The sequence below is a fragment of the Pseudalkalibacillus sp. NRS-1564 genome (assembly GCF_050467905.1).
GTDB classification, from domain to species: domain Bacteria; phylum Bacillota; class Bacilli; order Bacillales; family Guptibacillaceae; genus Guptibacillus; species Guptibacillus hwajinpoensis_B.
The window spans coordinates 44,139-67,761 of sequence record NZ_JBITPM010000036.1; the positions used below are offsets into that span (position 1 = coordinate 44,139).

The window sequence follows — 23,623 nt, forward strand, 5'->3', positions numbered from 1 at the left end:
ATTTATACTTGCAATCATTTTCCCTTTATTACAATAATATTAATAGATACCATTATTCGACAGATTTCAGGGGGGAATGTATGAAGAATGTAGTATTATTGATTGCGATCATTGGGTGTCTAGCACTTGTAATATCCGGAAAATTTCATTGGGACGATAAGATTGCTCAAACAGGTGAGAGTGTTAGTGCAGAAGTCGATTCAAACTCGAATGTAGATACTCGAAATAGTGAACTTAATGAAAAGCCGGTAAGTGATAAGGATTTAGAAAAACTTGTTTCCAATTTTCCAGAGCAGGTACAGGAAAAAATAATGTCTTCTAATGATCCGATTTCAGTCGCTATTGTTGGGTCTGAATCGATTGGAACAAAGAAAAATGGACTCAAGCAAAGCGTTGAAAAAGGTTTGGAAGAATCGTTTTGGAAAGGGGCTTTTACTGTGAAGGCGTTCACCTTTGAAGAAGCCACAACAAAGACGATTGTTCAGGATGAGTTATATGATGATGTTATCGACGAAAATCCAGATATTGTTGTATTAGAAGCCTTTACGTTAAATGACAATGGGAAGGTTATTATTGATGAAGGGCACCAGAATCTTTCGACTGTTATGTCAGAGTTAAACGAGTCGTTATCTGGTGTGAGCATTATGCTAATGCCCTCTAACCCAATTGCGGACCCCGGCTATTATAATATTCAAATCAATGCGTTAGGAAATTATGCTGAAGCGAATGACCTCGTTTATTTAGATCATTGGTCAGTCTGGCCAGCTGTTGATAGTACAGAAATAGAAGACTATTTAGTAGACTCAAGGCCAAATGATAAAGGCTTTGAAGTTTGGGGAGAATTTATCGTGGATTATTTCAGTGGTCACTAAATAGGTAGCCTTCCTTATGAATAGGAAGGCTTTTGCTTTTTTATGTGTGTTTTAATAAGATGGTACTGAACATGCACCATCATTCGACCAAAAGGAGAGTCAACATGGCACCTGTTAAAGTAATGAGTGTATTTGGGACAAGACCTGAAGCGATAAAAATGGCGCCGCTAGTGAACGAATTAAAAAAGCATCCACAATTTATTACGCCACTTGTTGCTGTAACAGCGCAACATCGAGAAATGCTTGATCAAGTTTTATCTATCTTTGAGATAGAGCCAGATTATGATCTCAATATCATGAAAAGCAAACAAACGCTTGCTGATATTACAACGAGAGCCTTAAATGGTCTAGATTCAATCATGAAGGAAGAAAAGCCCGATCTCGTACTTGTACATGGTGATACCACGACGACGTTTGCTGCAAGCCTAGCTGCTTTTTACAATCAAGTAGCTGTCGGTCACGTGGAAGCTGGTCTAAGGTCTTTTAATAAGATGTCGCCATATCCAGAAGAAATGAATCGTATGATGACCGGTGTACTTGCTGATTTGCATTTTGCACCGACGATGCGAGCATTTGATAATTTAAATAATGAAGGAAAAGTAACAGAACGTATTTATATTACTGGAAATACAGCAATTGACGCTTTGAAGCATACTGTGAAAGAGGATTATTCTCATCCACTTTTAGAACAAATTGATGGCAAGAGAATGATTCTGCTTACTTCACACCGACGTGAAAATCATGGAGAACCAATGAGGAAGATTTTTCAAGCAGTTCGCCGCATTATAAATGAATATGATGATGTGCATGTGGTATTCCCTGTTCATTTAAATCCAGCTATTAGACAGTTAGCGGATGAAGTGCTAGGTGGAGAGTCACGTGTTCATTTAACTGAACCTCTTGATGTGATTGATTTTCATAATTTTGCATCAAGAGCTACGTTGATCTTAACGGATTCAGGTGGTGTGCAAGAAGAAGCTCCATCTCTTGGTTCACCTGTTCTTGTATTAAGAGAAAATACGGAAAGACCTGAAGGCGTATCAGCGGGTACACTAAAACTTGTTGGAACGGATGAAGAGACGATCTATTCCACGGCATCAACTCTTCTCACAAATAAGGAAGAGTATTACAAAATGTCTCAAGCATCTAATCCTTATGGAGACGGTGAAGCATCTAAGCGAATCGTTGAAGCGATTTTATATTACTATGGAGTATCTGAAACGAAGCCCGCCCCATTTGTTGAATAAATGATGAAAAGCCTTTCTACTTAGAGTGCAGAAAGGCTTTTTTGATGCTAATGTTATATCGTCCAAATCACACATTTTAGAATAATTTGTCAAGGAGCATAGAAGTTCCAGTCATACTATAATAAAATGTAATAGATTACCATGATAGGAGAGTGGGATATGAAGAAAAGGTTAATTGTTCATTTTTTTCTTTTGTTGATCGTGTTTTTGTTCAGTCCGTCATTTGCTGCAGCAGAAAAATACATAGTTATTGATCCTGGACGTGGGGGACGTTTTACAGGTACGTCTGGTTATTCTGGGGACCAAACAGGCTTTTATGAAAAAGTTGGGACACTTGAAATCGGTTTAAAACTAAAAGAAAAATTGCAAGGAACCGATATCAAGGTATTTATGACAAGACAAACGGATCGAGATTTTGCGCAAGATTCAAAGGAAGATTTGATTGAAAGAACGAAAATCGCAAACAATTACGTAAAGGGGAATAATGACAATTCACTTTTTATCTCCATTCATCACAATGCCTACCCTTTTAGCACGCTCGTAAAAGGATATGAAACCTACTATTATAGTAAAGCGGCAGCATGGGATGAGGAATACCCACCAGATCCCATTCAAGTTAACTTTGAATCCGAAAGTCGCAGGTTAGCGAGTATCGTTCACCCGCAAGTGCTGAGTAAAACCGGGTTGCTCGATAAGGGTATCCAAAATGATCAGGCTTTCTTTGTTATTCGAAATGCACAGATGCCGTCTGTGCTCGTAGAACTTGGCTATATGTCGAATCCTTCAGAAGAAAATCTGATCAAAACAACCCGTTTCCAAAATGATGCAGCTGATGCGCTTGCTCAGGCTGCAATTAAATTCTTTAAAGTGTTTGAAGTGAAAGACAGTAGCGGAAATGAAATTAAGCAATTCACTTCACGAGATGATGCGATAACCTTCGCTAAGACGCTTAAGAATGTCACGGTATTTGATAAAGATAAGCAGGAAACGATCTATGATTCTACTAAAGTAAACTATGAGGTGTTTAGTAAAGGAAAAGCCGAAGCTGAGTCTTTTACTGAGCTTTCGGATGCCATTATTTATGCAAAAGAGCGAAAAAATACGAAAGTGATTGATAAGAAGCAAGGCACGGTCGAGTGGTCGAATTATTTAACGCGCCCTTATCAAATCCAGAGCAACGATGGCTCAAGTCACGGTAATTATTATGAAAAGGGTCAGGCCATTGCAGCGGCTAAGGTAATGAAAAATGTAAAAGTGATCAATCGATCGTCTTCTGATATTCTTTGGACGAACATTTCCGGAGAAAATGTTACAAAGACTCTTAATAGTAAAGCCCTCTTTGGAAGCGACCGACTTGAAACAGCTGTAAAAATATCAAAAGAAATTTATCCTAATGGATTTAAAAGTAGTAAAGAAGAAAAGACAGTTGTCCTTACGAATGGATTAGGTTATGCAGATGCCCTTTCTGTTGGCCCTCTTGCTGCCCAACTAGGAAACGCGCCTATCCTGTTAACTAGAGGCTCTTCACTTGACCCCTTTTCCGAAAAAGAAATCAATCGATTGGGTGCTAATAAAGCCCTTTTGGTTGGTGGAGAAAATGCGATTTCAGATAAGGTTGAAACGCAAGTGAAACAATTAGGGGTATCAGTAGAACGAATTGGTGGAATCGATCGGTATGAAACAAACTCTATGATTAATGAGAAACTTGATCATGTTGAGGGTGTGTTTGTAGCGAATGGCTTGAGCTATGCAGATGCGCTGGCAAGCGCACCAATCGCTTCATCAACCGATTGGGCGATTATTCTAACTGATAAGAAAAAAATAACAGCGGAAGCTCTCTCGTATGTAAAAGGAAAGAGAACAGCTATCCTTGGTGGCGAAGCTGCAATTTCTTCAAATCTAGAAGAACAGTTGAGAAACTTGAATGGCACTACTGTGAAGCGTTTGGCTGGCGAAACAAGATATGAAACGCTTTCTGCTATTTTAAATGAATTCAGTGATGAAATGGCATCAGACACCGTGCTCCTTTCAATAGGTCAGGACTTCCCGGATGCCCTGGTTTCTTCCGCGATTGCTTCACAAAAAGGTTCGCCGCTAATACTTGTACACGAAGAATTGAATTCATCTGTTCAAGATGCTCTATTTGAATTTGGAATGAAGAATCGGGTAACATCACTGTTCACTGTAGGTGGAAAAGTTCAGGATAAGCCTAAAAACCAGGTGGCTAATCGATTGTACTAATTAAGGACTTTTATAGTTATTTTAAGTATGGAGGCCGATATGAAAAAAATAGGAATAAGTTTACTTCTAGTGATACTTCTTACGACTGGGTGTGGGACAGCGTCATTGAAAAATGGCTCAAGTGAAACGAGTAAGGTCAGCGGAGAAACGAGCGAAAGTAGCGAAATGAATTTTATGATGTATCGACCTGAAACAGGTGTAACAAAAACGTTCAAGTCACAAGGGAAACAGCTCTTTACAGAATACATTGTTGATCAAAATGAAGAATATATTCAAAGAGTTATTACCCTTGGTGACATGGAAACGACTCAGGTAGTTCAATGGACGAAAGATCGAGCTTCCATCGTAGAAGAAAGTCAATCAAGTAGTAAGGAAAGTGTACTAAATGGATACGAGTCATTAGAGGAAGTAGAGACGCTGTTCGATCGTTCCGAAAAACAAGATGGAATAGAAATAACAACGGTGGATAAAGTTGAAGTTCCTTATGGCAGCTTTCATGACGTAATTCAAGTTACTAAAAGGCAAGATCAAATGATCATGACGATTTTCTATGCAAAAAGTGTGGGAATGATTAAGCAAGTATATGAAACAACAGAAGAAAACGCTGAAAGAGAAATAGCGGAATTAACCAAAATCGAATAAGACAATAAAAAGCAGCCGACTGGGCTGCTTTTTTATTGTGGGAGAACTCCAAAAGTTATTCGACAAAAGATGGCAATTCAGGTTGAATTATGAAAGAATAAGTTAATCGTTTCTACTTTTTGAGAAACGTTAAGATTTTGTAAATTACGGTTGAATAAAGGGGGAGATGAGCGAAAAAGTGTAGAGAAAAGTCGATATAGCAAGGGTTATTACCTAGGATGCCACGCTTCTGATATTGGTAGACGACAGGAGCGGAATTATATAAAATATAATATGACGTTTGGAAATATAAATGCAGTTAGATTAGGAGTTAACAAGCGAATGATTAAAAAATTACTTAATGATTGGCGAAACAACAAAGATTTGCTTTATCACCTAACCGTATCCGAGCTGAAATCGAATACAGCTAGAACATATCTTGGAACATTATGGTGGATTGTCGATCCGATTCTGTATATGGCGATTTATTATTTTCTCGTAGGGATTGTGTTAGATCGAGGTGGAGACGATTACGCTGTTTATCTTTTTACAGGTTTAATCCCGCTTAAATGGGCAACCGCTTGTATGGTAGATGCGACTACAGCGATTTCTTCAAAAGCGAGAATTTTGCAGCAGGTCTATGTGCCGAAGCTAACCTTTATTCTAGTGAGACTTGGTGTTAACACATTTAAGTTTCTTGTGAGCTCTGTCATTATGGTTTTGTTCCTCTACTTTAGTGGAGTGGAGTTGACAGTTAACGCATTGAATTTCTTTATATTAATCGTATTGAACCTTCTTTTATTGCTACCAATCATGATTATTATGGCTCATATTGGCGTGTACTTAAAGGATATTAAGAACATGATGCAATACATTTCGCGCACATTGCTTTATCTATCTCCAGTACTCTTTCGAATGGAATCGGTGCCTGAAAATATAAGAGGTCTTCTTTACTTAAATCCTTTTACAGATTTTCTAGTTTCCTATAGAAGTATCTTACTTTATAAAGGCCAGCCACTGTGGGGTAATCTCTTCATCATATTAGCGATTTCACTAGTCCTATTGTTTATTGGACTACGCATTTTGAACAAATACGACAAACAATATGCCAAGGTGATTTAATTGAAAAAGGACATTATTGAACTTAAAGATATTTGGGTTTCTTATCCTGAGCATTCAGATAATCCATTGAAACAATTGCTTAGCAAAGAAAAAAAGCAGTTTTGGGCATTAAAGGGTCTAGATTTCACTGTAAAGAAAGGTGAAGTTCTTGGTATTATTGGTCGAAATGGCTCAGGAAAGAGTACCCTTTTAAAGCTCATGAGTGGCTTAATTGAACCAGATCAGGGAGCTTATCATGTTGAAGGGAAGCGGCCGATGCTACTCTCTCTTGGTGCAGGGTTTCAACCTGAGTTATCCGGAATCGAGAATATTTACCTAAATGCCCTTCTGTTAGGAAATCGCAAAAAGAAAATCGATGATAACCTTGAAGCGATTATTGAATTTTCCGAGCTAGACGACTTTATTTATAAACCGGTAAGAACGTATTCATCCGGTATGAGAGCAAGACTTGCGTTCTCTACTGCTATTATGCTTGACCCAGAAATTCTATTGATTGATGAAGTTCTCGGGGTAGGGGACTCTGCGTTCCAGAAAAAATGTAAAGATGCCATATTAGAGAAAATCCAACAGGATCGGACCGTTATTCTCGTTACGCATTCATCAGGTCTTGTGAAGCAGATCTGTGATCGGGTTGTCTGGATTCACCGCGGTGAGCAAAAAGCGGTTAGAGATACGAAAGAAATTGTCGAGCAGTATGATGAATTTATGAAGGCTAAGAAAAAATGAAGCACATCTTAATGGTTCTTTTTAAAGACATTGATTACGATGCACGGGTTCAACGTGAAGCCATTGCGCTTGCCGAAAGTGGCTATCAGGTAACCATTTGCTGTTTAAATGAATTTGATACTGATCCGCCTTTTTTGCATGAATTGATCAAGATTAATAAGCTAGCCATTTCAACAAAACAGGCAAAGAAGGGAATGGCTACTGGACCGTCGCGAAAACCATCTGTTGTAGCGAAAATGGTTAGAAATCCAGCCGTGAAGCTGGCGAAGGATCAATATGCCAGCTACGAGTTTTACAAAAAAGTAAAGGGAACGATGGCTTCTGAAACCATTCATGCGATTCACTGTCACGATTTAAATACGCTCGATACCGGTAAGCGTTTAGCAGAACATTTTCATAGCAAGTTGATTTACGACTCCCATGAACTTTTTAATGAAATGACCGGTCGCAATCCGCTTGATCGACGTTTTGGTTATTATTTGGAAGGCAAGTTAATGGAACATGTTGATCGTTTTATTACCGTAAATCCGTTTTTGATCGATAAATTCAATAAACGCTATGGCGAACTACCACCCTCAATTTATTTGCAGAATATACCGCTCCTTCGTTTGGAACAAGAGCGTAAAAATGATCATTATTTTCATCATCTTTTTGGGATACCTACTGATAAGATCATTCTTCTATATCAAGGAGGGTTCTCGAAAAATCGCGGAATTGAGCTTTGTGTCAGAGCCATGAATCATTTGCCTGATCCGTATCACCTTGTTTTGCTTGGCGATGGCGATATAAAGGGAGCACTTGAGCGTTTAGTGGACGAACAGAAGCTCACCTCAAGAGTGCATTTTCATCCTAAAGTACCGCCTTCAGAAATACTTTCACTAACAAAGGAAGCAGACATTGGACTCGTGATGTACGAAAATGTAAGCGAAAATAACTATTATTCTACACCGAATAAAATATTCGAATATATGTTAATGGGGCTTCCAGTAGTATCTTCTAACCATCCAGGGAAAGCCTATTTATTAGAAGAATATGACTTTGGTTTACCTGTTGCAGAAGATGAACTAGCCATTGTAAAAGGTATTGAAGCTATTCAGCAAAGAAGCGATTATTACGTACAAAAATGTAATGAAGCGAGTAAAGTATTGAATTGGCCGAATGAATCCCGAAAGTTAATTCAAATGTATGGTGAATTATTTTCGAAGTAAGTAAGGAGAATTCGTAGATCTTAATTTCTGAAGTTACTGTGAGTGAGGAGTTGTAATTATGAAACTTGTCGTAATGGGCCTTGGATACATCGGGTTACCGACTGCTGTCATGTTTGCAAGGCACGGCGTTCAAGTGCATGGCGTGGATATTAATGAGCACGTGATCGAAACGTTAAAAAATAAGACGCTTCACATTGAAGAGCCTGGTCTAGGTGAGATGCTGGTTGAAGCAATTGATTCAGGTCATTTAACTTTTGGAACAGAACCGGTGTCAGCAGATGGTTTTATTATTGCTGTACCAACGCCAGTCAATCCTGATAAAACGGCGAACTTAAATTATGTGCGATCGGCGGCTAAAATGATTCAGCCTTTACTAAAGGAAGGGAACCTGGTCATTCTTGAATCAACAAGCCCTCCTGGCACGACGCTGAAGGTGCTGTCACCTATTCTAGAGTCATCGGGCTTAAAAGTCGGAAAAGATTTGTATGTTGCTTATTCTCCAGAGCGGGTATTGCCGGGTAAATTACTGGATGAACTTGTTCATAATAATCGAATAGTAGGCGGCGTGAATGCTGACTCGAGTATAATGACAGAGAGAATTTACAAAATCTTTGTAAAAGGAATGATTCACCAGACTGATGCAACTACGGCAGAAATGGTAAAATTAATGGAGAATACGTATCGGGATGTGAATATTGCGTTAGCTAACGAATTGGCGCGTATTGCAGAACAGGTGGGATGCGATATTTGGAAAGCTGTCGAGTTGGCTAACTGCCATCCAAGGGTTAACGTACACTCACCTGGCCCAGGTGTTGGAGGGCACTGCATCGCAGTTGACCCCTGGTTTCTAGTTGAAGCAAGCCCAGGAGATGCTAAGTTGATTCAAACAGCGCGAGCAATCAATGATGATGTCCCGAAAAGGATCGCCAACCAAATTAAGGAGCGAACTGAAGGAGTTGCAAACCCAAAAGTATCTTTACTTGGACTTGCTTATAAAGGAAATATTGGTGATGCGCGTGAAAGTCCATCACTGACTATATTGCAGGAACTTGAAGATATGGAAATTGAGTGTGCAGTTCATGATCCATACGTAGTCGATAAGCGGATTAAAAACCAATTTGATACAGTAGAAGAAACTGTACGCCATTCAGATTGTCTCATTATTTTAACAGATCATAATGAATATAAGGCGTTAGACCTTAAATCTCTAGCTCCTTTGATGCGTCATACGTTGCTTTATGATACGAAGAATTTAATAAATAAGGAGCAGGCAGAGAGTGCTGGCTTCCGTTATGAAAAAGTAGGGGAATCCCAAATCAACACGAATTTATTACATTTATAAAGGATGAATGAGATGAAGGAAGCATTGTTAACGAAGTTTGAAACAGGTAATGCACGTGTAGGAGTTATTGGACTTGGCTATGTAGGACTTCCCCTTGCGGTTGAAATGGCACAAAAGGGTTTTGAAGTATATGGAATCGATGTATCTAAAGAAAAAATGGACATTCTAAATAACGGGAAGAGTTATGTAATGGACATTTCTGATAACCAAGTAGAGGCCATTATTGGTAAGAACTTCTTCCCTGGAGATGATTTTTCAGTTATCTCTAAATTGGATGCTGTTAGTATTTGTGTCCCAACACCTCTTGCTAAAACAAAAGAGCCAGACGTTTCTTACATCAATGCCGTTGTTGAAAAATTGGTTGAGTTTATGACAGAAGGAACGCTAGTTGTTCTTGAAAGTACAACTTATCCAGGAACAACAGATGAATTGATTAAAGCTGTCATTGAAGAAAAGACTTCTTTCCGTGCGGGTGAAGATTTCTTCCTTTGTTTCTCACCTGAGCGTGTCGATCCAGGTAACCAGCAGTTTAATACAAAAAACACACCTAAAGTGCTCGGTGGTGCAACAAAGCCATGTCTTGAACTCGGAGTCTCTCTTTATAGCTCGTTCCTTGAAAACATCGTTCCTGTTAGCTCAACAAGCGTTGCTGAAATGGTTAAGCTTCTTGAAAACACTTTCCGTAGCGTTAATATCGGTCTTGTGAACGAGCTAACGATGATGTGTGATCGAATGGGAATCAATGCTTGGGAAGTTATTGATGCAGCAGCTACGAAGCCATTTGGCTATATGCCTTTCTATCCTGGTCCAGGAATTGGTGGACACTGTATTCCGCTTGATCCAGCTTATCTTTCGTGGAAAGCAAAGATGTTTAATTTCTATAACCGTTTCATTGAACTTGCAAGTGATGTGAATGGAAACATGCCACGCTATGCGCTTAATCAAGCTGCAGATATTTTAAATGATAATGAGAAGTCCATTAAAGGATCTAAAATCTTTATTTTAGGTATGGCATATAAGAAAAACATCGATGACCTACGTGAATCTCCAGCACTTGAAATTTATCGCCTTCTTGAAGATAAGGGAGCACACGTGTATTATCATGATCCGTTTGTTTCAAGCTTTAAGAATGGAGAAGAAGTTGTTTATTCCGTTGAGCTCAACGACCAGAACCTTGATGACGCTGATCTCGTTGTCATCGCGACTGATCACACAACAGTAGATTATGATTATGTCATTGATCGTTCTAAGCTCATTTATGACACACGGAATGTAACAAAGAACTACAAAGATTCGAAAGGTAAAGTGACGCTACTAGGTGGACAGCAGAACTTTGATCTACCGACGAATGTTGAAGAAAACTCAAGTGTGAATCCTAAGTAATTGAAGTAAAAGGAGAATTCTACATGAAATTTGATGTTAGCCCATTTTATACAGAAAATATCGAGGTTTCTATTAATGAGGGTTGCTTAAACAACAAAATGATCGCAAGCGGAAGAAAAGCAAATTCCCTTCTTATTCTTTCTGGTAATGGGGAAACACAAGCTTCATTAGAACTAGCAAGACTTGATCAACGTGTGAAGGAGCTTGTTCGTTTTGATGAGGAACTGCAACGAAAGAGTGAGTCATATCAATCACTGCCACGAGAGCTTCAGGAAAATATCATAATTCAAAAAGCGAATTTCTATCGTTCAGAAGAGCTAAGCTCATACCAAACAGACATGGTGCTTTTAGAAGGAAGCTTTACAAAAAGGTTCTTTGAAGAAGCATTTCTTGGAACGTTACATGGTTTAGTTTCCGAAGACATCAATGGTACGATTGCAGTCAAATTACCAATGAATGAAGAAATTACAGAGGACATTTCAGAAGTTGTTCTTTGCTTAAACCAATTTTTCATAGCAACTTCTACGGGGTTTGAAGATGGTTATTTCTTTTTCCTGGGAGAACCCCGGACTGCACTTCCTGAAGAACGGATCAAGCAAGAGGTTACAAGTGGCCTACTAGCTGCGATTTTGAAACTTGAGAAAGCACTCCAAAAGTTGAATCAAAGTCATCCTGTGGTCCAAGAAAAGAGTGACAATCAAGAAAATGATGAGATTGCAAAAGCGGTGGCAAATCAGAATCTTGATCAAATGATTCAGCAACAGTTTCAAATTCGAGAGCTTAGTGAACAGCTTAAGGTTCTTAAAAATGATTCAAAAAAGAAAGAAAAACAGATTACTCAGATCACAAAGAAATACAACCGTGCTCAGCACATCGTAAACCACTTGGATTCAAATGCGTCGGCTAGATATTTAATTGGTGATGCTGTCATGGGATCAACAAAATCATTCGGTCGAGCCATTCGACTTCCGAAGCGACTTGTTCAAATTTACAGGGACGCTAAAAATGGTAAATTAGGTCGAATTAAGAATGGTTCTGGATCATTTGAGATTGAACCGATCGATGATGGAAATGCCATTCTCTTTGTACCAACTAACGGGGCGGGTCTTGGACATCTCACGAGATTACTGGCTATTGCAAGACGAGTAAAGCGTATTGACCCATCTAAGAAAATTATTTTTCATACGACGAGTTCAGCCATGCACTTGATATTGCAAGAAGGGTTTCTAGGTTACCACTTACCTTCCAAAATGCTCTTTCCTAAAGAAATGAGCGCAAAGCAGTGGAATGCGATGCTACGTGATCATCTTGAAACGGTTATTAGTATTCACCAGCCAGAAACGATTGTTTTTGATGGTGCGTTTCCTTATGCGGGTCTTGTTGCCTCAATGCGTAAAAAAGACGGATTGAGAAAGATCTGGGTGAAGCGAGGACAGCATAAAGAAGGTAAAGCAGAGTTAGTGGAATCGAAAGAAGCAGAATTCGACGAGGTTTATGTTCCAGGTGAAGCTGGTGGGGAAAACAGTATGCGAAAAGAAGGAATGAAAACGTACTGTGAGCCAGTGTTATATCTTGATCGAGAAGAGCTAAAGGATCGTGAGAGTGTTCGTCGACAATGGAATATCCCAGAAGGTATGAAGATGGTGTATGTTCAGCTTGGAGCAGGTAAAATCAATGACATTCATTCAACGATTTCTATTCTTCTTAATGAACTGCTAAAGAGAGATGATGTTTTCGTGGTAATTGGGGAATCCATTATTGGTAATCGAATGGATTTAAAAATGGATCGTGTTCTGACACTAAGAGACTATCCGAATTCGATTTACTTCAATGCTTTTGATCTCATCGTTGCAGCTACTGGCTATAATACATTCCACGAAGTGATGTATTTTGGAGTGCCATCGATCTTAATTCCCAATGAGAATACAAAAACAGATGATCAGGTGGCAAGAGCGATGATCGCTGGAGACGCTGGGGCTGCAATCGTCTTAAGAGATCCAGGCGCTACTGATTTTGAAAAAGCGATTCAAGAAGCTCTTGATGAAGAGAACAATCGAAATATGAGGAAAAGTGCTCTTTCACTTATGAAGGAGAATGGAGCACAGCAAATGGCTGAAATGATTGTTCAGAATGTAGCAGCTAATAAATAGAATTGGATTTGGGAGAGTGAAGATGATGAAACGAAAAATTCTAGTGCCAATCGCATTTAATAACTGGGCTTTAACAGATGTGAATGAGAGTCGTTTAACGAAAGAATGGATTGACCATCGAATGGAGATTTTCATGAAATACACGTGCAAAAGTCTTAAAGCCCAAACGAACCAGGATTTCACTACAATTCTTCAGTATGATCAGCGTTCAGAAGAGCATGTGATGAACGCTCTTAAACAGCACGATCCACTTCCAGATAATATTAGATTCGTGCCTAAGAATGCCTATAACAAAACATTAGAACGTGAAATTCAGGACTATGATGAAGTGTACTTCGCCCGCATTGATTCTGATGATATGTACCACAAAGGTTATTTTGATTTTCTAAAAGATCATCAGCCAGTTGAAGGTACTGAGGCACTTATCAACCAGTATGGCTATTTTTATGACGAGTATTCAGATAAAGTAGCAACTGCCAAAATCAAATCACCACCTTTTTATACACTTATTTATAACGTTGCTGAATATTTAGAAGGTAAGCGCCACCCTGTAAAAGGGCATTTATCGGTGCACAGCCTCAAACATGAATTGTTAGAGCCAAGAAACTATGTGCAAGTTATTCACTCGAATAACATGTCTACATCATTTGAAAATCGCTACATCGATGGATTAGTTGAAGATGAGAATGAAAAAAATCAAATTCTCCGTAACTTCTGGGGATAAACGTTTATATGAAAAGCTGTCGGGTTTTGCCGACGGCTTTTTTTCTAATAGTTCTTGGCGTTTATGCGCTAAATGAAAGCTTATTTGTAAATAGAAGCAAGAACCCTTCATACGATTGATTTTATAATAAAGAATGCTACCTCATCTTTTGACAGTAGCTTTAAAGAAAGATGTAAAACATTCGAAATTTACCATTTAATCTTTTTTGATCATGTGGAATCATATATAATTCAAATAAATGGTATTCAATTAATCAGCTGCTTGGCAGTAGAATCAGGAGAATGGTATGTTGAAAAATCAATTAACACTTTTACAAAATGAGTCATTTACCATTCCTGAATCTCAACGCTCCAGACTAAGGTGGTGTGGGTCTAGAGCTTCAGGGCAACATATACTTCACATTAGTCAAAAACCAGGTATTCTTTCGATCATTAATCAAGATCCTCAGCTAGATGTTGTAAATATTTTCGCTAGTGAAGACTCGGTAGTTCTTACTCATCCACTAAGTAAAGATTGTGTAAGTACCTTTTGGTCGGGGGATTTGAAGAGCGAGATTCCTTTTCCTATGAATTACTTCGATGCCATTATTACGGAAGACACGTTAATCGAAGTTATGTCTTCGCAGAATAATGAAGTCCAGAGATTACTTAAACCGAATGGGAAAATAATTGTAACTGAAACATTAGAACATGCAGGAAAATTAAGAAATGAGTGGGAAACATTATTTCATAACTTTGAAGAAATTGATATGCGTATTGATGAACAATACGTGAGTTGGGTTGGACGAAATGTTGCAAATCCCCCTACAGATTATGGGGAGGCAGGGAAAGCTTTTCTTGAAGAAATAAGAAAAGTCATAGTGAAAAAGAAAACTAAGCGTGCTGCCTTGTTACAAAAAGAGCTAGAAACGAAAAGAAATGAGGAAGTAGTTAGGCTTGAAGAAAAGAATAAACTTCTCATGAAGCTCCCTATTATCAAGAAAAAGCACGAAGCGCGAATTAATCAAATCCAGTTAACGAGTGATGAGAAAAAAACCCTTCTTCAAGAGCCGGAAGAAACGATAGTGAAACTTAACAAAATGAGACCTGAGGAGCAATTAGCTCATTTTTCAACGTTAGGAAAAATGACGATTGTCTATTGGGATTCCGAAGTATATAGAAAAAATAGTCTTACGCTTGCACATCAGTTAGTGGATACACTGAGGAATAGGGGCAAAAATGTCGTTTACGTCTATGAAGAGGAAAACGAAGTGATAAGTCCCATTCACCTTGATGGATCGAGGTTCTTACAAATCTCGACTTCTGAATTCTGGAGAAGCCTCCATTTATTTGAAGAGCCAGAAATGTATATCACTCATTCTGATCTCCAAATATCTAAAAGAATTGGGCGATTGCAGTGGAAGAAATGGAGTATTTTCTATTTACCAGAAAAGATAGTAGATCGTGAAGCTCACTTATTTCTGATGAATAGTCTTGATCCAAGTCACTTTCTAGTGTCAATGGGACGCATGCATCCCATTAAATTAAGGGAAGAAAATCCTGTAGTGAACACATTAACTAATGAATCTTCTCGTATTGTAATCGGTTTTGTTGGTGATCTTGGAAAAGACTGCATTGATTATCAAGCAATGAAAGATTTGCTCGTGGAAAACAAAGGTCTAGGTATAGAGTTAATAGGGTACAATCTACCAGATTCAAAGCCTATCAACTCGAAAAGACTTACGATCAGAGAGTATGCAAACGATGTTGATTTAATGAAAAGAGTCGGAAGATGGACAGGTGGCATCCTTCCATTTCGATATTCGGAGTCAACCTCCGCGCTTGTAAAGATGGAAAGCTTAGGCATTCCTATATTTCATATTAAAGAATGGAGTGCTCCACTAGAAGATCAGGAATTTATTTCTTATGGTAGTGGAGAGAAAGTCAGTGTCTTGTTAGAAGAAGCTGTCTTACACTTAGAGGGGAGGAACGCTCGTTGAAAATCCTCTATATTTATCGCTATTTATTACTAGGTGGAGTGACGACACAACTTGCGAATAGACTTGGGTTTCTAAAATCGATTAGTGATCCCCACTTTATCTTTCTATCCGATCATGGGGGACAGACGACCTTTGGAGATTACGAGAAAATCCATGTTATGACAGAACCATTGACCATCTATCAGTATATAAAAGAACATGATTTCGATTTAATTATTGCAATTGACACGAAGGAAATAACGGACTACTTAATAGAAGTTCATTGCAAGACCCCTATTATTCAAGAAGTACATGGTATATCTTATAAGCTAAATTATTTAGTAGAAGAGGATCAACGCCATTTCCAGGGGTATATTGTGCCTTCGAATTATAGTAAAAACAGAATTATAGAAGATTATTCTGCACCCGAAGAGCGAACATATGTCATTCCAAACTGTCTAGATACGACATTGTTTTCCCCTAAAGAAGTAGAACCGATTACAAATAAAAAGATCATTTGTTGGGTTGGAAAACTCAATGATCATAAAAATTGGCAAGGTTTTTTGGACCTTGCAGCACGAATTTCTCAGAAGAGAGATGACTGCGTTTTTTGGATTGTCGGTGGAGAGACTGCTTCGTCAAAAGCAACTAAGCACCTTTTTCAGGAAGCAAACAAGCGAGAGCTCAGTATTCACTGGATAGACCGGATGGAGTATAGTGAAATGCCAAAGCTGTATGCAATGGTGGCCAAAAGCGGTGGTTGTACAGTGAGCACTTCCAAAGGAGAATCGTTTGGGATGAGTTTGATTGAAGCGATGGCTTGTGGATGCCCTGCAGTAGCACCGAGGGTTGGAGCTATTCCTGAAATATATCTGGGGGATTTAGGGCGCCTAACATATGAATTACACGATTTGGTAGCGTGTGAGTCTATTGTGGATAGTCTCCTTGATAATGAAAAGGAACGAAATGAGCAAATTCAAAAGGGAATTCAAAAGGTACAAAAACACTATTCAATTAATCAAGTCGTCACCCAATACTTTGAGCTACTTCAAACATTATCTACTGTTCAAAAAGTCTGGTAAAATACCGGGCTTTTTGTATGTCGTCCGCTTCTACTCGTAAATAGCTATTGTTGTTAGCAACAATAGTGGATGGAACAAATTTAACAATAGGAATTATAAACTGAGTGTAAATTTTTGTTTACACTTCTGATCCATTCCTCAATCAACTTTTCTTTCGAATCATAACGAAGTATAATAAAAGAAGTGTTTTTATGTCGTATTCTGGTTAAGAGGGAAAGGATTCATTATGAAGATTTTATATATATCTCAACATTTCCCGCCCGAGATAGGTGCAGCTCAGGCGCGCGCCTATGATATGTCAATGAACTTGGTAGAAGAAGGCTGCGATGTAACAGTAGTTACATCATTTCCTAATCATGTTTCTTCCAAAAAAATATTTCAATCGAGCAAGCATCTTGGTTTAAATGTTATTCGTACTTTTGTCGTACAAGATACAAAAAAAGAGCAAGCTCAGAAGAATGCTGAATTACTTTTCATTTATGACAACCTCTATCATAGCCGGATTATTTGCTAAAAAACCTGACGTCGTCTTTGCTACTACCCCTCAACTTTTTGTTGGGCTTTCCGGTTATGTATTAAGTAAACTGAAACGTGCCAAATTCGTGATTGAAGTTCGAGATTTATGGGTGGATTTTGCAGAAGTTTTAAATCAAATTAATAATAAAAAATTATTAACGCTGGCTCGGAAATTAGAATGGTTTCTTTTTAAGCAAGCTGATCATATTGTTGTAGTTACGCATGGGTACAAACAATACCTTATTGAAAAGGGGATCCCTGAAAATAAAATCGATGTGATTACTAACGGTGTTAATCCAACTGAGACAGGAGTTCTAGTACCTGAAGAGGGAATGAGGATTCGTGCTGAGCACGGTCTGGAGAATCAGTTCATTATTTTATATGCGGGTAACATGGGAATTGCTCAAGGCTTGAAAACTGTACTTGAAGCGGCAAATTTTCTGAAAGATGTCTCTTCGATTACCTTTGTTCTTATTGGTGAAGGGGCTGAGAAAGAACGTTTGCAACAGTATCAAAAGGATAAAGCTCTTCAGAATGTTCTGATCCTCGACAGCCGTGCCAAACAGGAATTGAACGGCTTTTATGCGGCTGCTGATTTATGTCTTGTTATTTTAAAGAATCATCCTCTGTTTGAAATTACGATTCCTTCAAAACTATTTGATTGTTTGGCTATGAATAAACCGATTCTATTAGGAATTGGTGGAGAGTCAAAAGAAATTGTCAAAAGTTTAAATGCTGGACTATTTTTTGAACCAGAAAATGCTGAGTCGCTTGCGAACGTTGTGTTAGAAGCGACTTCTAATCCTAAAATTATGGAGTTATTAGAGAAAGATGTACGAAGTAAAATGTTGTTAAAATATAATCGTCAGGAGCTATCCAAGAACCTGGCTCACTTATTAGAATCTACTCAGGACAATGTAAAAGGTTGGTCGCAATGAAAAAAGTGTGTGTCATCACGTCTATTCATTCTCCATATGATGGACGTATTTATCATAAGCAATGCAAAAGCTTAAAAAGAGCAGGCTATGACGTTGTGTTAATTGCTCCAGAGCCTGAGGTGGCTGAATCTGAAGAAATTCCTCTCATTACCTTTAAACGTCCTTCAGGTGTAAAGGAGCGTCTTAAGTCAACTTTTCATTTGTATAAACTTGCGAAAAAAACAAAGGCGGATCTTTATCATTTTCACGACCCTGAGCTTATGATTGTAGGGGTTATGATCGAGGTGTTTCTTAAAAAGCCAGTTATTTATGATGTGCATGAGCATTACCCGAATACAATCATGGGGAGGGAATATATTCCTTCTTTAGTGAAAGTCCCTATGAAATATGCCTATGTTGGCATTGAAAAATTGGCGTTAATGAAAATGAGCGGTGTGATTTATACCACAGAAGAAATTGGTCGTCGTTATCGCCACTATAATGGGTGTAAGATTGAAAATTACCCTCTCAAACAAATGTTTCCAGAAGCAGCTAAAGAAAAAGATAAAAACCAAATTATCTATTTGGGGGGAATTACGAAAATTAGGGGGGTATTGCAGCTGCTTGAAGGTTTTGGAGAAGTTGTGAAAAAAGCTCCTTATGCGAAATTGCTCTTTCTTGGTAGTTTTGAATCGACTGCATTTAAAGAGGAAGTAGATCAACTTATAAACAAGTTGGGTATTGATCTGAATGTAACGTTCATCAGCAGGGTACCATACGAACAGATATCGGCATATGTCGAACGTTCTGCCATTGGGGTTCTTCCGTATCTACCTTACCCCAACCATCTTGTTGCCCTTCCTAACAAGTTATTTGAATATATGGCTGCTAGTAATGCTATTATCGCATCAAATTTCTCGCACTATGCGAAAGTAATCGAGAATAGTCAGGGTGGCTTAGTTATTAATCCCGAAGATCCTAAAGATATAGCCATGAAACTAACTCAACTTCTTAGTTCCCCGAGTAAAACAAAAGAGCTCGGTGAAAATGCCAGAAGAGCCTTTGAAAACACGTACAATTGGTCTTGCGAGGAAAAAAAACTGCTTGAATTTTACCATGCTTTATTAACAAGGTAGCGGTGAAATTGGAGAAGCTTGAAAGAAGCGGGGAATTTTAATGAAAAAGCAATCAAGAATAAAAAGAAGGCGGAAGAAAAGCTTATTTCGCAGACTGTTAACGTTTGTACTGTTGATCGTTCTTGTCCTTATTGGTTATGGTGTTTATCTTGCCTATAATGCCTATGATGCAGCATCTGGCTCCTATCAGGGATTATCTCGAGGAGAAAAATCAGCCCTTCGTGATGCGGAGGTTGCAGTAACGAAGGATCCAATTTCGATATTAATCATGGGAATAGAGGATTATTCTACAGGCGGCGAAAATGGTCGGACCGATACGCTAATGGTAGCGACTGTTGATCCAGATTCAAAAAAAGTCAAATTACTAAGTATCCCTAGAGATTCGAGAGTAGAGATTGTTGGTAAAGGGATTGAGGATAAAATTACTCACGCTCACGCTTATGGTGGAACAGAAATGACGATTAACACTGTAGAGAATTTCTTGAATATTCCAATTGATTATTATGTGAAAGTGAACTTTGAAGGATTTAAAGATGTGATCGATGAAATCGGCGGTATAACGGTGGACGTCCCATTCGATTTCATTGCGCATACCGATGTACCAGGTGGTAGAGCAACGTTCACAGAAGGCCCAATGAACCTCGATGGAACAGAGGCACTAGCTTATGCACGAATGCGTAAGGATGATCCTCGCGGTGATTTCGGTCGAAGTGATCGACAGAAGCAGGTTATAAAAGCTGCGATGGACGAAGTTTCAACAGCATCAGGTTTACTAAAGTTGGACGACATTGCTCAGCACATTGGAAATAACATCGAAACGAACTTGAAGCCAACTGAATTATTTGCTCTTCAAAAAGCTTATTCTGGTGTAAGCTCATCTGATATCGAAAGCCTTACAATTGATGGTTCGGATGAAAGGATTAACAATGTGTATTATTTTAAACCAGATGAAGAAAGTGTAGCTTCACTTAGTCAGCAACTAAATGCTACTTTAAATTCAACTAAATAAATGAAAAAAAGCATCCGCTTATGGATGCTTTTTAACGTTTCATTGTACTTGTAAAAACAAGTAGTTTTTTTAATGTATTGATTAAAGGTTTCCGCTGATTCCCAATTAAACCAATGAGTTCTGCCGTAAACTGAATCACAACAAGCAATAAGATAAGCAAGAAAAGTGATCCCCACAGCGTAGACGCTGAGAATAGAATGGCAGTAATACCAAAGAAAAAGCTGAGAAGGTAAATAATGATCACGGTAGATTGGTGAGAAAATCCAATAGCTAGTAAACAATGATGAATGTGAAATTTATCAGGCGTTGAGATTTTTTGCTTTCTTAATATTCGTCTAATGATAGCAAAGAATGTGTCAAAAATGGGGACTGCAAGAATGATAACAGGGATGATCAAACTAAACACCGTCACACTTTTGAATAATCCTAGCATAGACATTACTGAGATGGCAAATCCAAGAAAAAGAGCTCCGGTATCTCCCATGAAAATGCTTGCAGGGTGAAAGTTGAAGATCAGGAAGCCAAGAGTACTACCTATTAAAATCACGGCTAGTGCAATGACTACAAGTTGATGGTCAAGAATGGCCATTGTTAAAATAGAACCTAAGGCGATAGTGGATACACCTGCAGCTAATCCATCAAGACCGTCGATTAAATTAATGGAATTCGTTACCCCAACAATCCACAATACTGTAATAAAAAAGCTCATAAATCCGAACTCAATTCTACCTACGAATGGAAGTGAAACGAATTCAACCTGAAGTCCCGATGAGGCAACAATAATAGCGGCAATAATTTGACCAACAAGTTTAACTTTCGGTGAAACAGCCAGTTTATCATCAAAAACGCCTAAAACAATAATGAGTGTTCCAGCGATAATAATTTCTGGCATATACGGTGAATAAGGACTAAGATATAAAAAGCCTGCGACAGTACCTGCAAAAATAGCAAGTCCGCCAGCTGAAGGCATAAGCCCTTTATGAACTTTCCGTTGATTTGGTTTATCGGCTATTTTAAATTTAAGTGATACATATTTAACAATTGGTGTAGCAATGATAGCGACGGTTATAGAGATGATAAACGCTATGATATACTCTGTTAACGAATACAATAAAATCCCCCTCTAACTGAGGAATAGTAATTCATTCCTTTCATATCATATCAAAATAAGTGTGTATTGCAAGAGGTTTCTTAGCGTGCATTCTTTCAAAATCACTCATGGCATTACTATCTTTCCCGAATAAGGGACTTTCATGTTGAATGATAGAGGTACATTTAATTACCAATACCCTTTAGAATTAATAAGTAATCTTTTTAGACATCATATTCTTTATAGAGTTGTCCATTTGAAAGGATTTTCGCCTGTCCACTTGTAATATTCGTCATCCATTCAGTAAACTGCTCTTCTAATCCGCTTTGGATAAGAGTTTGAACTTGTACATTCTCCATATAATCAATCTGATCTAATAAGTAATTCGATGAACGAATTTCATTTTCGACTTTCCCTAATAAAGAATAATCAATTTCTGTTGTCATTTTTTCCATTAGTCTTCGCTCTACGATTCCAGTCGCATTCAGCCCTTCTGAAACCGATTGACCGTAAGCGCGAATTAAACCGCCTGCGCCTAGTTTAATTCCACCAAAGTAGCGGGTAACGACTACCGTAGTATCTTTTAGGTTTCGTTTTTTTAACACTTCAAGCATTGGTACACCTGCTGTGCCCGATGGTTCTCCATCGTCGTTAGCTTTCTGGATAAGGTCTTGCTCTCCAATTAAATAAGCTGAACAATTGTGCGTAGCACTTGCATGCTCTTTTTTGATCGATTGGATGAATTCTTGCGCTTCCTCTTCGGTTGGCGTCCTTTTTACATGTGCAATAAATCGTGATTTTTGTATAGTGATTTCGTTTTTTCCATCACCTTTGACTGTATAATATGAAGTAAGCATTTGGTTAACCTCCAAGATAATCATTGAACATTCTTTAGAATGAAAGGGATTTGTTTCTTACCATCGAATAGTACATAATTAAAGATTGTGATTTAAGAGGGAAAGTAATAAGGCCGGTTAGTGTCTTTCTTATTATAAGTTTCTTAAATTAATCCATCAAATATATATCCTCAAGTCATAAAAAGACGGTCAGATACGAATTTTGTAAAAGAAGTACTTTTGGACTATCTTTTCTTAGTGTCCGTCCCTTGAAGGAATGGAGGGGTTAGCTTGGATTTTCAGAAGCTTGATCCAAATTCATTAGATGTCATTCTTGACAGGACAATGGAGAGTATTAACACAAGTAAATCAAAATTGTTCGAAATTGGAGAGCTGTCTCATGACGAATGTCAGCAGATCAATAATCAACTTCAATTATTAAAAGAAGAATTAGAGACCGTTCAGGGTCTCAGGCAAGAAAGGCTTCATATGGACAGAATCGCTCGGGCTGAGCTTGTAAAGATTAGTAAGAACTTTCAAGACTATGGAGAGCCAGAGATTAGAAACGCTTATGAGAAGGCTTCAGAAGCCCAAATTAAGCTATCTGTTAGTATGGAGAAGGAATCGCGCCTTAAAGACCAGATTGCAGATCTAGAACAGCGGATTTCTTCACTTCAAAATACGTCGGAAAAAGCCGAGTCTTTTATGAGCCAAATCTCAACAGTTCTTAGTTATCTTGGAGGAGAGCTAAGACTCTATGGTGAGGTCATTGAAGACGCTAGAAGAAAACAAGAGTATGGGCTTAAAATTATTGAAGCACAGGAAGAAGAGAGAAAGCGTCTCTCAAGAGAAATTCATGATGGCCCGGCCCAAGTTCTTGCGAATGTGTTATTAAGGTCACAGTTAATTGAACGAATTTATGAGAAAAAGGGAAAAGATGAAGCGTTCAAGGAAATAAAGGATATGAGATCCTTAATTGAGGATGCTTTAAAAGAAGTTAGGCGACTTATTTATGATCTTCGTCCAATGGCTTTGGATGACCTAGGTCTAGTGCCTACGTTATTAAAGTATTTAAATAAAGTGGATGATCGCTCAGAGGCAACGATATATTTCGATTATTTTGAAGGGATCCAACGACTTCACGTTCGGCTTGAGGCAGCGATCTTTCGACTTGTACAAGAAGCGGTGCAAAATGCGCTGAAGCATGCTGATGCAACTGAAATAAGTGTTGACCTGAATCTTGATGGTGATAAGATTGTGGTAACCATTGAAGATAATGGAATTGGCTTTGATGTGAACGTTCGTAAAGATCAATCTTTTGGATTGATTGGAATGAAAGAGCGTGTCGGTTTATTAAATGGGACAATTCAGGTTCAATCAACGCCGAACAAGGGTACATATATATTGATAAGAATCCCGATTCATGAACAGGAGGGCGTGTAAG

The 23,623-nt window shown here is 38.4% G+C and carries 20 protein-coding genes; 18 read left to right on the forward strand and 2 right to left on the reverse strand.

The annotated features are described in order from the left end of the window. Positions 1–80 precede the first annotated feature (80 nt). The 17 genes from ACIFPW_RS16225 to ACIFPW_RS16305 all read left to right on the forward strand — a co-directional run bounded on the left by ACIFPW_RS16225 (position 81) and on the right by ACIFPW_RS16305 (position 20,253). Positions 81–872 (forward strand): SGNH/GDSL hydrolase family protein, encoded by a 792-nt coding sequence (locus ACIFPW_RS16225; RefSeq protein WP_430245821.1) that lies wholly within the window; start codon positions 81–83, stop codon positions 870–872. Positions 873–976: 104 nt separating this feature from the next. After that, positions 977–2,119, forward strand: coding sequence for a non-hydrolyzing UDP-N-acetylglucosamine 2-epimerase (gene wecB / locus ACIFPW_RS16230; RefSeq protein WP_430245823.1), 1,143 nt, complete (start codon positions 977–979; stop codon positions 2,117–2,119). 159 nt (positions 2,120–2,278) lie between these two features. Then, the gene (locus ACIFPW_RS16235) at positions 2,279–4,360 is read left to right on the forward strand and encodes a cell wall-binding repeat-containing protein (RefSeq protein ID WP_430245826.1); all 2,082 of its coding nucleotides are present in this window, start codon (positions 2,279–2,281) and stop codon (positions 4,358–4,360) included. A 39-nt stretch (positions 4,361–4,399) separates the two neighbouring features. Then, on the forward strand, positions 4,400–5,002 hold the full coding sequence (locus ACIFPW_RS16240; protein ID WP_430245828.1) for a hypothetical protein: 603 nt from the start codon (positions 4,400–4,402) through the stop codon (positions 5,000–5,002). Positions 5,003–5,323: 321 nt separating this feature from the next. Beyond that, a complete protein-coding gene (locus ACIFPW_RS16245; RefSeq protein WP_430245830.1) occupies positions 5,324–6,103 on the forward strand; it encodes an ABC transporter permease in 780 nt (259 codons plus the stop codon). Next, on the forward strand, positions 6,104–6,829 hold the full coding sequence (locus ACIFPW_RS16250; protein WP_430245832.1) for an ABC transporter ATP-binding protein: 726 nt from the start codon (positions 6,104–6,106) through the stop codon (positions 6,827–6,829). After that, entirely contained in the window at positions 6,826–8,037 is a 1,212-nt protein-coding gene (locus tag ACIFPW_RS16255; protein WP_430245834.1) for a glycosyltransferase, read from the forward strand. The genes ACIFPW_RS16250 and ACIFPW_RS16255 overlap by 4 nt, the downstream gene beginning before the upstream one ends. Positions 8,038–8,095: 58 nt before the next feature. Continuing rightward, positions 8,096–9,379 (forward strand): nucleotide sugar dehydrogenase, encoded by a 1,284-nt coding sequence (locus tag ACIFPW_RS16260; protein WP_430245836.1) that lies wholly within the window; start codon positions 8,096–8,098, stop codon positions 9,377–9,379. Between the two features lie 12 nt (positions 9,380–9,391). Further along, positions 9,392–10,762, forward strand: coding sequence for a nucleotide sugar dehydrogenase (locus tag ACIFPW_RS16265; RefSeq protein WP_194218733.1), 1,371 nt, complete (start codon positions 9,392–9,394; stop codon positions 10,760–10,762). Positions 10,763–10,785: 23 nt separating this feature from the next. Continuing rightward, a complete protein-coding gene (locus ACIFPW_RS16270) occupies positions 10,786–12,912 on the forward strand; it encodes a glycosyltransferase (RefSeq protein WP_430245838.1) in 2,127 nt (708 codons plus the stop codon). A gap of 22 nt (positions 12,913–12,934) precedes the next feature. Then, positions 12,935–13,636 (forward strand): glycosyltransferase, encoded by a 702-nt coding sequence (locus tag ACIFPW_RS16275; protein ID WP_206759423.1) that lies wholly within the window; start codon positions 12,935–12,937, stop codon positions 13,634–13,636. Between the two features lie 289 nt (positions 13,637–13,925). After that, positions 13,926–15,614 carry a hypothetical protein gene (locus ACIFPW_RS16280; RefSeq protein WP_430245840.1) on the forward strand — a complete coding sequence of 563 codons (1,689 nt, stop codon included), beginning with the start codon at positions 13,926–13,928 and terminating at the stop codon, positions 15,612–15,614. After that, positions 15,611–16,675: a glycosyltransferase family 4 protein gene (locus tag ACIFPW_RS16285; RefSeq protein WP_430245842.1), complete on the forward strand. Its 1,065-nt coding sequence runs from the start codon at positions 15,611–15,613 to the stop codon at positions 16,673–16,675. The genes ACIFPW_RS16280 and ACIFPW_RS16285 overlap by 4 nt, the downstream gene beginning before the upstream one ends. Positions 16,676–16,901: 226 nt before the next feature. Continuing rightward, positions 16,902–17,189 (forward strand): hypothetical protein, encoded by a 288-nt coding sequence (locus tag ACIFPW_RS16290; RefSeq protein ID WP_430245844.1) that lies wholly within the window; start codon positions 16,902–16,904, stop codon positions 17,187–17,189. Further along, complete coding sequence (locus ACIFPW_RS16295; protein ID WP_430245846.1) at positions 17,134–18,129, forward strand: glycosyltransferase family 4 protein; 996 nt, start codon at positions 17,134–17,136, stop codon at positions 18,127–18,129. Before ACIFPW_RS16290 ends, ACIFPW_RS16295 begins: the two co-directional genes overlap by 56 nt. Next, on the forward strand, positions 18,126–19,244 hold the full coding sequence (locus ACIFPW_RS16300; RefSeq protein WP_430245848.1) for a glycosyltransferase family 4 protein: 1,119 nt from the start codon (positions 18,126–18,128) through the stop codon (positions 19,242–19,244). Before ACIFPW_RS16295 ends, ACIFPW_RS16300 begins: the two co-directional genes overlap by 4 nt. 40 nt (positions 19,245–19,284) lie before the next feature. Further along, positions 19,285–20,253: an LCP family protein gene (locus ACIFPW_RS16305; protein WP_430245850.1), complete on the forward strand. Its 969-nt coding sequence runs from the start codon at positions 19,285–19,287 to the stop codon at positions 20,251–20,253. 31 nt (positions 20,254–20,284) lie between these two features. On the opposite strand, the gene ACIFPW_RS16310 is transcribed toward ACIFPW_RS16305, so the two are convergent. Both ACIFPW_RS16310 and ACIFPW_RS16315 read right to left on the reverse strand, forming a co-directional pair. Beyond that, positions 20,285–21,364 carry a glycosyltransferase family 4 protein gene (locus ACIFPW_RS16310; protein ID WP_226615308.1) on the reverse strand — a complete coding sequence of 360 codons (1,080 nt, stop codon included), beginning with the start codon at positions 21,362–21,364 and terminating at the stop codon, positions 20,285–20,287. 203 nt (positions 21,365–21,567) lie between these two features. Further along, positions 21,568–22,200: a YigZ family protein gene (locus ACIFPW_RS16315; protein WP_430245852.1), complete on the reverse strand. Its 633-nt coding sequence runs from the start codon at positions 22,198–22,200 to the stop codon at positions 21,568–21,570. A gap of 270 nt (positions 22,201–22,470) precedes the next feature. Here ACIFPW_RS16315 and ACIFPW_RS16320 point away from each other — a divergent pair, with 270 nt between their 5' ends. After that, complete coding sequence (locus ACIFPW_RS16320; RefSeq protein WP_430245854.1) at positions 22,471–23,622, forward strand: sensor histidine kinase; 1,152 nt, start codon at positions 22,471–22,473, stop codon at positions 23,620–23,622. Position 23,623 lies beyond the last annotated feature (1 nt).